An 11,958-nucleotide genomic window follows, 5' to 3' on the forward strand; every position below is an offset into this window, starting at 1 on the left:
TCACGTCGGTCACCGGCGCCGCCTGAGGGTGTCGTCGACGGTGCCGGCGTCGGACGCCGCGCGCAGCACGGCGAGCCGGGTGTAGCGCCGCTCGAAGTCCTCCCGGTTGAGGTCGAACTTCCGGTAGGCGTCGGCGAGTTCGAGCGCGCCCTGCTTCACCGTCCACTCGCAGTCGAAGCCGGGTATCGCGGCGCGGAACCGGGAGAAGTCCACCCGGTAGGACCGCGGGTCGGCGCCGGTCTCCCCGGTGATCACCACCTTGGAGCCGGCCACCGCCTCGGCGACCTGTCCGGCGATCTCGGCGACCGTGACGTTGTTGATCTCGCTGCCGATGTTGAACGCCCGGTCGTGCACCGCCTCGTGCGGCGCGGTCAGCGCGGCCGTGAAGGCCCGCGCGATGTCGGCGGCGTGCACCAGCGGGCGCCAGGGGGTGCCGTCGGAGAGCACCAGGACCTCGCCGGAAAGGAGCGCGTGGCCGACAAGATTGTTGAGCACGATGTCGGCGCGCAGCCGGGGCGAGAAGCCGAAGGCGGTGGCGTTGCGCATGTACACCGGGGTGAAGTCGTCGTCGGCCAGCGCGTGCAGGTCGTCCTCCACCCGCACCTTCGACTCCGCGTACGGCGTCACCGGGCGCAGCGGGGCGTCCTCGGCCACCAGGTCGTCGCCGCCGGCGGCGCCGTAGACCGAGCAGGTCGACGCGTACAGGAAGCGCCGTACTCCGGCATCGCGGGCCAGCCGGGCCAGGTGCACGGACGCGTGGTGGTTGATGTCGTAGGTGAGCTCCGGCGCCAGCGAGCCGAGCGGGTCGTTGGAGAGCGCGGCCAGGTGGATCACGGCGTCCACCCCGGCCACGTGCTCGGCCGTGACGTCGCGCAGGTCCACCCGCTGCCCCGGCGGGTCCTCGGGCCGCGGGCCGAGGACGCAGTCGGCGAACAGGCCGGCGTCGAGGCCGACGACGTCGTGCCCGGCGGCCTTGAGGACCGGGGCCATCACGGTGCCCAGATAGCCCTGGTGTCCGGTCAGTAGTACGCGCAAGGTTGTTCAACCCCCCAGGTTGAGCGTGAGTTTGGTGACGGCGAACGCCTCGGCGTAGCGCGCGTGGCATTCGATGCCGCGGATCCGGGCGAGGCCGAGGAAGGCCTCCCGGTCGTACCAGGGCCGGTGCCGCTGCGAGGGGTAGTGCTCCTGCAGCAGCCGCACCTTCTGTTCGGCGGTGTCCGGGTCCAGCGGCTGGTAGGCGGCCGGCCGGCCGAGGTCGCCGTCCCACTTGACGATCTCGTAGCCGAGGACGAGGTGGTCGCGGAACGCGGTGGTCATCAGCTTGGCCAGGCCGCGGTGGTCCTGGTGGGCGTCGTCGGTGCGCGGCGCGAGGACCAGGTCCGGGTCGGTCTGCGCGCGCAGTTCCTCGACCGCGGACTTGGCCTCCTCCCAGTGGGCCGGGAAGCGGCCGTCGGGCAGTTTGTGCACGGTCAGCCGCAGGTCGGCGCCCGGGCAGAAAGCGGTGAGCGCGGCCTGTTCCTCCTGCTCGCGTTCGCTGCCGCCGCCGGTGAGCACCAGCGCGTCGACCCGGACACCGGGCCGCGCCCGGCACAGCGTCAGCAGCGTGCCGCCGGCGCCGATGGCGATGTCGTCGCAGTGGGCGCCCACCGCGACGATCCGGTTCAGGGGGCCGCCCCCGAGCCGGATCACGCTCTGGCTCCGGCGGTGTCCCGCTCCCACACGGCCCACGGGCGGTCGCCCCGGACATAGGCGGCGTCGAGCGCGGCCCGTTCCTTCACGGTGTCGGTCGGCTTCCAGAAGCCGCGGTGCTGGTGCGCCACGAGCCGTCCCCGTTTGGCCAGCTGGGCGCAGCCGTCGGCGACCAGGTCACCGTTCTCGGGTATGTGGTCGAAGACCTCCTGGCGGAGCACGAAGTAGCCGCCGTTCTCCCACAGCGGCAGCTCGCTCACCGCGGTGATGCCTCCCACCAGGCCGTCCTCGCCCAGCTCCACGCAGTGGAACGACGACTGCGGCGGCACCACCATCATCGACACCCCGGCGTCGCGCGCGGCGAACTTGTCGATCATCTCCGGCAGCGGGGCGTCGGTGAGCACGTCGGCGTAGTTGGCGAGGAACATCTCGTCGCCGTCCAGGTGGTGCCGCACCCGGCGCAGCCGCTCCCCGATCGGTGACTCGATGCCGGTCTGCGCGAAGGTGATCGTCCAGTCGGCGATGTCGGTGGAGAGCAGCTCGGTCCGCCCGCCCCGCAGGACGAAGTCGTTGGACGTCGTCTCCTCGTAGTTGAGGAAGAAGTTCTTGATGTGGTGGGCCCCGTACCCGAGGCACAGGATGAACTCCTTGTGCCCGAAGTACGCGTAGTAGCGCATGACGTGCCAGATCAGCGGGCGCGGGCCGACCATCGCCATCGGTTTGGGCACGTCGTCGGAGGTTCCGTTGCGCATCCGCATCCCGTAACCGCCGCAGAACAGGACGACCTTCACGACTTCACCTCGACGATGCTCAGTTCCGGGACGGGAAAGACGAGCCGGCCGCCCCACTCGTGGACGAAGGCCAGCTGTTCGGACAGTTCGGCCCGCAGGTTCCACGGGAGGACGAGGACGAAGTCCGGCCTGTCGGCGGCTATCTGCTCGGGCGCCAGGATCGGGATGCGGGTGCCCGGAGTGAACCTGCCGTGCTTGTAGGGGTTGCGGTCGACGGTGTAGGCCAGCAGGTCGGGGCGGATGCCGCAGTGGTTGAGCAGGGTGTTGCCCTTGCCCGGGGCGCCGTAGCCGACGACCGTCTCGCCGCGCTCGGCCGCGTCGATGAGGAACCGCAGCAGGTCGCGGCGCACCTTGGCCACCCGGGCAGAGAATTCGGCGTAACCGGAGAGCTCCTGGAGCCCGGCGGCCTTCTCCCGGGCCAGGACGTCGGCCACCCGCCGCGTCGGCTCGCCGGCCGCCTCGGCCGGGCGGGCCCACAGCCGGATGGAGCCGCCGTGTGTGGGGAGCAGTTCGACGTCCACGAGCGTGAGTCCGCCGCTCGCAAGGGCCCGGATCGCGGAGGCGACCGTGTAGTACTGGAAGTGCTCGTGGTAGATCGTGTCGTACTGGTTCTCCTCGATCAGGGTCAGCAGGTGCTGCACCTCGATCGAGACCCAGCCGTCGTCGGCGACCAGGGCGCGCAGCCCCTGGGTGAACCCGACCACGTCGGGGATGTGCGCGTACACGTTGTTGGCCACGACCAGGTCCGCCGGGCCGTGCTCGGCGCGGACGGCCGCGCCGGTCTCCGGGGAGAGGAACTCCGTGAGCGTGGGCACCCCCGCCTCCCGTGCCGCGCCGCCGACGTTCACCGACGGCTCGATGCCGAGGCAGCGGATCCCCCGGTCCACCACGTGCCTCAGCAGGTAGCCGTCGTTGCTCGCCACCTCGACCACGAAGGCGTCGGGTCCGAGCGGAAGCCGCTCCGCGGCATCGGCGACGAAGGTGCGCGCGTGTTCCACCCAGGAGGTCGAGTAGGAGGAGAAGTACGCGTACTCCTTGAAGGTCTCCTCCGGCGTGATCAACGGAGGGATCTGCGCGAGCCAGCACTCGGTGCAGACCCGCAGGTGCAGCGGGTACGCCGGTTCCGGCTCGTCCAGTTGGTCCGCGGCGAGGAAGCTCTCGCACGGTGGCGTCGCCCCGAGGTCGACGACGCTCGCCATCGCTTCCGAGCCGCACAGTCGGCATCGTGTCATGTGCTGTTCCCATCCCCCCTGCTCACGCGGGTGTCCCCGTCGCGAGCCTGTGCCGACCGCACCGCGATCGCGGTGCGGTACTCCTCCTCCAGGCGCGCCAGGCCGACGGCCGGGCTGAAGCCCTGCTCGTAGCGGCGGCGGGCCGCCCGGCCCATCTCCTGGCCCAGGTCCGGGTCGGCCGCGATCCGGCGTATGCAGGACGCGAGCGAGGCGGGCTCGCCCGGCCGGTGCAGCAGCCCGGTGACCCCGTCCTCGACGAGTTCGACGAACGCGCCGTGGCCGGCCGCGACGGTCGGGACGCCGGCCGCCATCGCCTCCACGACCACCAGGCCGAACGCCTCCAGCCAGGTCGAGGGCGCCACCACGGCGACCGACCGCGCGACGGCCTTCCGGCACTCCGCCGTGTCCAGCAGGCCGGCGTAGCGGACGTCGTCCCGGCCCGCCGCCCAGGCGGTCACCTCCCGCTCCAGCGGCCCCGTGCCCGCGATCACGAGCGGTACGCCCACACCGCCGTCGGCCGCGATCTCGTCCCACGCGGCCATCAGCAGCCGTACCCCCTTGGCCTCCGCGAGCCGGCCGAGGTAGAGCAGCTGCTCTCCCCCGCCCTCCCGGCACAGGCCCGGGTCGGGCACGAAGTTGTGCTTCACCGCCAGTCGCTCGGCCGGCATCCCGGACCGGACCAGGACGTCGCGCTGGGCCGCGGAGATGCAGAGGAACCGCTCGACGCCGGACCACCACCGCCGCCGGTTGGCGGACAGGCTGACGGCGAGCGGCACCGTCGCGAGGCGGGAGCCCCGGTAGCAGCCGTGCCGGACGGCGGGCAGCGGTGCGGAGCCGACGCACTCGGTGCACGGCCGGCCGTCCCGCTGGAGCGTGCCGGGCGGGCAGACCTGGGTGTAGTTGTGCAGCGTGGCGACGGCGGGCACACCGGCGTCGGCGCACGCGGCGAGGACCGCGGGCGACAGGAGCGGGAAGACGTTGTGGACGTGCACCACGTCCGGCCGCTCGGTGCGCAGCCGGGCGGCGAGTTCCGTGCGGACCGCCGGGTTCCACGGTACGAGGAGCGGTACCGCGACCTTGCCGAGGAGGGACCGGGCGGCGATGTCGTCGCTGCGCCGCTCGAACACCCCGACCCGGTGACCGGCCGCGCGCAGCAGCTCCACCTCCTGGTCGACGACCTTGTTCTCCCCGCTCGGCTGTGCGGAGCCGTAGCGGTTGTGCACCACGAGGATGTCCATGGTCAGGTCACCTCCGAGCCCTGGGTCGTCGGTCGGTGGAATCCGGGCGCCGAGGGAGGAGCCGCCGCGACGGGTGTCGCCAGCAGCGAGGCGGCCAGGGCCAGATGCAGCAGGTACGGCGAGGCGTCGCCGAGGCCGGCCTCGGTGTACGAGGCGATCGCGCAGTAGCTGATCAGGAAGATCGCGCAGGCGCGCTGCAGCGACGGCGGCCGCAGCAGGGCGACGCCGCCCAGCACGACGATGATCACCGCGACCAGGGTGACGCCGATCAGACCCTGCTCGTTGTAGACGGCCAGCCAGCTGTTGTCGATCGGCAGCCCGCCGAACGACTTGTCGCCCAGGCCCACGCCGAGGAACTTCTCCGAGGTCGTCCGGGGCGCGGCAAGCAGGGCGTCCCAGACCTTGGCCCGGCCGGTGAGGCTGGAGAAGTTCTCCTTGCTCTGTCCGCGCAGGAACCACGTCTGCAGGGCGGAGGCGAACCCGACCGCGGCCACCGAGCCGACCAGCACCGCCCAGGTGAAGAACCGGCGGGCGGCCGCGCTGGTCAGGATGAGCGAGCCGATCGCCAGTGACAGACCGAGGAGCAGGCCGAGGGTGGCCGTCCGGGTGTGGGTCAGCGCGAGCAGCACGAAGGACGGCACGATGACCACCGCGGCACTGGTCCGGTCGGTCCGGCGGCCCAGCAGGAGCAGCGCGGTGAGCCCGATGATCACCGCCGCGTACTGCCCGATCTGCGGCGGGGTGAGCGGCCACAGCGCGCCGACCAGCCGTCCGCCGTAGAGGTCGGGCAGGGCCGCGCCCGGTGAGACGACCAGGCCGGCGGCCACCGATCCGAGCACCGCGAAGTAGGCCCGGATGTGGTACCGGACGAACGTCAGGCTGCCGTCCCACCAGCGGCTGAGCAGCCACAGGGTGCCGATGAAGAGCGTGAGCCGGAAGCAGCGGAACAGCGCGCCGAACCCGGACTCCAGGTTGGCGCTGGAGATCACGCTCGTCACCAGCAGCAGGGTGAGCAGGAGCAGGTAGGCGCTGGGCCGGACGCGCAGCCGGAGGTTGACCAGGAGCGCCAGCGCGAACGCGGCGACCAGGGCGCCCATGGTGACCATCTGGATGAGGGAGCGGGGCAGCGTGACGATGGTCTTCGCCCCGGCGGAGCCGAGCGTGTTGAGGACCAGCAGCCCCCAGACGACGCCGACGATCCTCGGTGTGGCAGCGCGCGGTTCTGCCTCGGTCTGCCCCTTCATCTGCCCGTTCACCTGCCTGGTCAGCCACGTGTTCATCGGCGTGTTCGTCCGCGTGTTCATCTCAGCCACCGGCCTCCTGGTCGAGGGTGCTGCCCGCGTCCTGCCGGTAGTCCGTGCCCTGCCACTCGTCGAAGTCGAGCACCTGGCTCGGGTCCTGGGCGACGAACTGCCACGGTCCGAGGTAGACGTTGTGGTGCCAGCGGTTGTCCTGTCCGTGGGTGATCGCCTCGGCCACCTTCTCGCCCTTGTACGGCGACCAGTCCGGATAGGTCCCGTAGTTGGACAGCACCGCCATGCGGTTGCACATGTCGGTGCACTTGACCACGGACTCGTCGAGCACGAAGCGGTTGTCGTGGATGTCCACGCGCTGGGTCTTCCACCGGCAGTCGGCGTAGAGCGGAGCCTTGGCGATGGCCGGCTCCGTGCAGCGGTGGGCGTTCTTCACCAGCAGGGTGCAGTCACCGGACGAGGTGTTGGCCGGACTGTTGCAGAACCGGTCGGCGTTCTCCCACAGGGTGATCCCGGACCAGTTGTTCTCCAGCACGTTCCGGTAGACCTCGATCTTGTCGGTGCGGGCCCGGATCCGTGGTTCACCGCCGGACTCCGACAGGTAGACGGCCGCGTACGGGAAGTTGTCGCCACGGTCGGCGTACTTGCGGCCCTCGACCCAGTTGTTCCGACGGATCGTGTTGTTCCGGACGACCGCGTTGTAGCTGGTCTCGTAGATCAGCGCGGCACCGTCGTTGGCCTCCAGCACGTTGTTCTCGATGAGGAAGTCGTTGTTGTCGGTGTCCGCCCACAACCCGGCTCCACGGTTGTCGTGCACCCAGTTGCCGCGCACGTCGGCGCCGTCGACGGCCCAGAACTTGACGCCTCCGGTGCAGCCGCAGCCCTGCTGCCGCCGCTCCCAGTCGTCGGTGTTGTTGCCCACGATCTCGTTGTCCTCGACCACCAGTCCGGTGATACCGCCCCCGCCCTTGTACGCGTTCATTCCGTACTGCCCGTTGTCGCGCAGGCAGCTGGCGCGGACCTGCTGGCGGGCACCGGCCATCAGCCCCGCCCCGGAGTTGTTCTGGATGGTGGTGTGCTCGATCACCCACCCGTCGGCCGAGTCGTGGTTGACCACGCCCTCGTTCTGCGGTGCGACGAAATGCTGCACGGTCAGGTAGCGGATGGTGACGTCGCGGGCGGTGCCGGCGAACGCGTACTGGTTCTTCTTCCGGCCGTCGAGCACCGCGCCCGGCGCACCGAGGTAGCGGTCCCCCTTCTTGGGGATGACCTGGGCGTAGCGGTCCGGGGCGAGCCGGTGCTTGCCCGGCCGGAGCCAGAACGTGGTGTTCGGGGGGCTGCTCCTGGTCTTCGCCGCCAGGTCGCCGACGACCGCGGGGTCGACCGTGACCGCCCCGGCCGGCGCCTTCGCCGGCCCGGCCGCGGGGTTGGCACAGACCCGGGCCACGGCTCGGGCCGCGGACGTGGACGTGGACGGCGCGGCGGTCGGCTTCGCCGCCGGGGCGCCCGACGTGCTGTCGCAGCCGGTCGCCGTCAGCAGGGCCAGCGCCAGCGGTGCCGCCGCCAGCGCCCAGTGCCGCCTCTTGATCACCACGTGCCCCCTAGCCGCCGAACCTGAGCACGGTGGTGAACCCGCCCGCGCCGTCGGCGGGGCTGGTGCCGGTGCCGATCAGCGTCGTGGTGGGTTCCTTGCGCCCGAATCCGGCGGAGTACCAGCCCAGCGGCGGGTCGGTCTCGCCGCGGTGCGCCCGCCAGGACAGCTGCGCAGGCAGGTCGAGCACCGCGGAACGGCCCTCGCCGTCCCGGATCCAGGTGAGTACCGCCCGGTTCCCCACCAGGTCCGCGGCGATCTCCGGGCCGAGGTGGAACGCCAGCCGCACGGTCCGGCGCGGCCCGCGCACCTCGTCGACCACCTTCAGCTCCTGGCTCGCGGCCGTCAGTTCCACCCGACGGCGATGCACGGAGCCCTGGTACCCGTCGTGTTCGGCACACCAGCCGGCCACGTCCTCGCCGGAGGTGTCCACGGCCAGCACGCGGGTGCGGGCCTGCCGGGTCCACAGGAACGGTCCGCCGGAGACCGACTGGTCGGTGGCGTCCAGTTGCAGCGTGTTGTGGCCGAGGGTGGAACGGAAGTACTGCCGCCACACGGGCTGCCCGTGGTAGCAGAAGGTCCCCGGGTCGGCGAGGACGTCGACCCCGTCGTGCCGGACCTCGACGGACAGCGCGTCCGCGTGGGCGTGCGCGGCGATGGACAGGAAGCCGTGGGGGCCGCCGTCGCAGCGGCACCAGATCTCCCCCGGACCGCGCAGGATCGTCATGCCCGCGTCGGCGAGGTGCGCCGGCCGGACCGCAGGGCGGGTCACGGACAGTCCGGTGGGCTTGATGAGCGCGGCCAGCAGCGGGGTGCGCACATCGGTGCCGGTCACCTCCGGCCACCAGGCGAGCCGGCCGAACACGGCGTCGCCGGTGGCCAGCAGCGAGGCCCACCGGTCGGTGCCCGCGCCGTCCACGACCAGACCGTGCCCGTCGTCCGCGTCCCCCTGGCGCGGCGGCCGCAGCCGGTTGTCCACGACGGCCGCGAGCGCGTCGGTCATCCGCAGCAGCACCAGCCAGACGGACGCGGGGACCGGCACGCCCGCGGCGTCCGCCTCGGCCACCGCGGCCAGGCCGAGCTCCAGCACGAGTCCGTGGTACTCGGTGGCCAGCTCGCGGTTGAGGCCGGAGGCGAAGGTGTTGCTGCGCAGGTGCCGCTCCAGCGACCGCAGCGCGTCGGCCCGCCAGCGCCCCGAGGCGGGGAACCAGCCGAACGCGCAGGCCGCGGCGAACTGCCCGGCGGCCTCCGCGATGACGTGGTTGTTCGCCGAGGAACCCCGGCTGGGGAAGGCTGCCAGCCAGCGCTGGTGGTGCCAGATCTGGTTCCGCGCCACGGGGTTGTCCTCGAACAGCCCGGCCGCGCCCGGCCAGTCGTCGAGCAGCCGGCGGATCCACACCCAGGACAGCAGCCGGATGCCCAGCTCGATGCCACTGATCCAGTGCACGCCCCGCAGCGGCGGGTTGGCCGTCCACCACGACCGCAGGTGCTCGGCCACACGCTCGGCGTACCGCTCGTTCCCGGTGATCGCGTAGGCGGCGGCGAGCACGGTGAGGTACTGGTGCCGGGACAGCTCCCAGATCTGCTTGATGTCCCCGACCGCGTCCTCGTTGCGGTACGGCACGTCGAAGGCGTAGCCCCAGGGGGCCCGGCGCCCGGTCTTCGGGTCGCACCACCAGTCCGGGTCGGTGAGGTCGTCGCGGACCACCCCGAAGTACTCGACGTGCCCGTACATCAGCCGGTCCGCCTCGGCGACGAGACGCTTCGCGGCGTCCGCCGGCACCGCGGCGAGCGTCCCGGCGGGCAGGACCGCGGTGAACCGGGCGCCGGTCACGCTCGGGCAGTCCGGCCGGGCGGACCGCCACCGCCGTCTGCGCACCGTGTCGCCCACCCGGCCCGCGACCTCCCGCGGCCCCATCCGGGACAGGCGCCGCAGGTACCAGCTCGCACTCATGGTCATCGTGCCCGCTCCAGCCCCACCGGCGCGCCGGAGGCCAGGGAGCTCCGCACGGCGAGGGTGGCCGCCGTGGTCGCGACCAGCGACTCCAGGGGCACCGGCATCGGCCCGCCGGTCCGAACGGCCTTGACGAACGCGGCCAGTTCGGCGTTCTGGCCCTTGTCGCGGGCCTTCGGCAGCCGCGAACTCACCCAGCGCTTGCGGCCGTACACCGAGGCTCGGACGAAGTCGTCGAGCCTGAGCACCTTGCCGTCGGCGACGAGGTCCAGCGTCTCCTTGGGGAAGCCGGGCGATCCGGTGGTGACGTAGCTGATGGCGGCGGTGGACCCGTCCGGGTACCGCAGCACGATCTGCAGGTCGTCGTTGCCGGACGGGGCGACGGCGTACACCGAGACCGGGTCGGCGTCGAGCAGCCAGCTCGCCGTGTCGACGAAGTGCCCGCCCTCGCCCTCGAACCGCGAGCCCTCGGTGCCCTGGCGCAGGTACCAGCTGCCGTGCTGCAACTGGCCGGCGTTGACCAGATAGCGCAGGCTCGCCGGTCCGGTCCGGGCGCCGAACCGCTGCCTGGCCTCGGTCAGCAGGGGTGCGAAGCGGCGGTTGAAGCCCACCTGCAGCCGGTCGTTGCCGGACTCCTCCACCGCCGCGAGCACGCCGGCCAGTTCGTCCTCGGTGAGGGCCAGGGGCTTCTCCACGAACACCGTCTTGCCGGCGAGGAGCGCCTGCCGGGTCAGTTCGGCGTGCGAGCTGTGCCGGGTGACGACGAACACCGCGTCGATCGACTTGTCGCCGAGCACGGCGTCGAGGTCGGTGGTCGCCCCGGCGAAGCCGAACTTGCGCTGCGCGTTGGCCGCGGAGAGGGCCGTCGTGGTGACGACGGTCGACAGCTCGACGCCGTCGCGCTGGGCCAGGTGCGGCAGCAGCATCGACGTCGCGTAGTTCCCCGCGCCCACGAACGCGAGGCGCACCGGGGAGGTGGCGGCCCGGGCCGGACCGGGCGCTCCCCCGCCGCGGCGCACCGCGGGCACGGCCACCGACGGGGCCTCCGCCTCCCCTTCCGTCGCCTCCTCCGCCTGTTCGGGGTACCGGAACAGCACGGCCACGGCCTTCAGTTCGCCGTCCTTGAGCCGCCGGTACGTCTCGACCGCGTCGTCGAAGTCGGCGACGTACGAGATCAGAGGCTCCACGTCGACGCTGCCGCGGGCGACGAGGTCGAGGAAGCACGCGAGGTTGCGGCGCTCGGTCCAGCGCACGTAGCCGATCGGGTAGTCGCGGCCCTCCAGCTCGTACTCCGGGTCGTAGCGCCCGGGGCCGTACGAACGCGAGAACCGGACGTCGAGTTCCTTCTCGTAGTACGCGTTCCACGGCAGGTCGAGGCGGCACTTGCCGATGTCGACGACCCGGCCGCGGTCCCGGCAGAGCCGGGCGGCGAGCTCGACGGGCTGGTTGCTGCCGCCGCCGGCGGCCAGGTACACCTGGTCCACTCCGTGCCCGTCGGTGAGTTCGGCGACGGCGGCTTCCAGGGCCGCGGACGCGGGGTCGCCGCAGGCCACGGCGCCCAGGCGCTCGGCGAGTTCGCAGCGCGCCGGGTCGGGGTCGGCGCCGACGACGCGGACTCCCGAGGCGCCGAGGAGCTGGACCACCAGCTGCCCGATCAGGCCGAGGCCGATGACCAGGGCCACCTCGCCGAGCTGCGGCTCGCCCTGGCGGACGCCCTGCATCGCGATCGACCCGACGGTGCCGAAGGCGGCGTGGCGCGGTGCGAGGCCGTCCGGCACCGGGGTGTAGAGGTTCTTCGGCACCCAGTTCAACTCGGCGTGCAGCGCGTGCTCGTTGCCGGCGCAGGCGACGAGGTCGCCGACCTTCACGTCGTCGACGCCGGCGCCGACCTGCTCGACCACCCCGCACAGCGAGTATCCCAGCGGCGTGTAGGAGTCCAGCTTCCCCATCACCTTGCGGTAGGTGGCGGGCACCCCGTTGGTGGCCACGCTCTGCATGACCTTGGCCACCTGGTCCGGCCGGGAGCGGGCCTTGCCCAGCATCGACATGCCGGCCTCGGACACCTTCATGAGCTCGGTGCCGGTGGAGATCAGCGAGTAGGCGCTGCGGACCAGCACCCCGCCCGGCTTGCACCCCGGGACCGGAACGTCGAGCACCGCCAGCTCGCCGCTCTTGTAGTTCTGTACAACCTGTTTCACCGGAACTCCCCT

At 72.1% G+C, this 11,958-nt stretch carries 9 protein-coding genes; all 9 read right to left on the reverse strand.

Features of this window, described 5'->3' with window-relative positions; all coding sequences use genetic code 11:
• Positions 1-9 precede the first annotated feature (9 nt).
• The 9 genes from ACFY6U_RS10645 to ACFY6U_RS10685 all read right to left on the reverse strand — a co-directional run bounded on the left by ACFY6U_RS10645 (position 10) and on the right by ACFY6U_RS10685 (position 11,946).
• Positions 10-1,035 carry an NAD-dependent epimerase/dehydratase family protein gene (locus ACFY6U_RS10645; RefSeq protein WP_390036769.1) on the reverse strand — a complete coding sequence of 342 codons (1,026 nt, stop codon included), beginning with the start codon at positions 1,033-1,035 and terminating at the stop codon, positions 10-12.
• A gap of 6 nt (positions 1,036-1,041) precedes the next feature.
• Positions 1,042-1,689 carry a PIG-L deacetylase family protein gene (locus ACFY6U_RS10650; RefSeq protein WP_390036771.1) on the reverse strand — a complete coding sequence of 216 codons (648 nt, stop codon included), beginning with the start codon at positions 1,687-1,689 and terminating at the stop codon, positions 1,042-1,044.
• Positions 1,686-2,480, reverse strand: coding sequence for a sugar phosphate nucleotidyltransferase (locus ACFY6U_RS10655; protein ID WP_390036773.1), 795 nt, complete (start codon positions 2,478-2,480; stop codon positions 1,686-1,688). The genes ACFY6U_RS10650 and ACFY6U_RS10655 overlap by 4 nt, the downstream gene beginning before the upstream one ends.
• Positions 2,477-3,712, reverse strand: coding sequence for a class I SAM-dependent methyltransferase (locus ACFY6U_RS10660; RefSeq protein ID WP_390036775.1), 1,236 nt, complete (start codon positions 3,710-3,712; stop codon positions 2,477-2,479). Before ACFY6U_RS10660 ends, ACFY6U_RS10655 begins: the two co-directional genes overlap by 4 nt.
• The gene (locus tag ACFY6U_RS10665; RefSeq protein WP_390036777.1) at positions 3,709-4,950 is read right to left on the reverse strand and encodes a glycosyltransferase; all 1,242 of its coding nucleotides are present in this window, start codon (positions 4,948-4,950) and stop codon (positions 3,709-3,711) included. The genes ACFY6U_RS10660 and ACFY6U_RS10665 overlap by 4 nt, the downstream gene beginning before the upstream one ends.
• Positions 4,951-4,952: 2 nt before the next feature.
• On the reverse strand, positions 4,953-6,194 hold the full coding sequence (locus tag ACFY6U_RS10670; protein WP_390037606.1) for an O-antigen ligase domain-containing protein: 1,242 nt from the start codon (positions 6,192-6,194) through the stop codon (positions 4,953-4,955).
• A gap of 61 nt (positions 6,195-6,255) precedes the next feature.
• Positions 6,256-7,797, reverse strand: a complete 1,542-nt coding sequence (locus ACFY6U_RS10675) for a right-handed parallel beta-helix repeat-containing protein (RefSeq protein ID WP_390036779.1) — start codon at positions 7,795-7,797, stop codon at positions 6,256-6,258.
• Between the two features lie 7 nt (positions 7,798-7,804).
• Complete coding sequence (locus ACFY6U_RS10680) at positions 7,805-9,754, reverse strand: alginate lyase family protein (RefSeq protein WP_390036781.1); 1,950 nt, start codon at positions 9,752-9,754, stop codon at positions 7,805-7,807.
• A complete protein-coding gene (locus ACFY6U_RS10685; protein WP_390036783.1) occupies positions 9,751-11,946 on the reverse strand; it encodes a bi-domain-containing oxidoreductase in 2,196 nt (731 codons plus the stop codon). Before ACFY6U_RS10685 ends, ACFY6U_RS10680 begins: the two co-directional genes overlap by 4 nt.
• Positions 11,947-11,958 lie beyond the last annotated feature (12 nt).

This window comes from Streptomyces sp. NPDC013157 (assembly GCF_042899865.1).
Classification (GTDB): Bacteria; Actinomycetota; Actinomycetes; order Streptomycetales; family Streptomycetaceae; genus Streptomyces.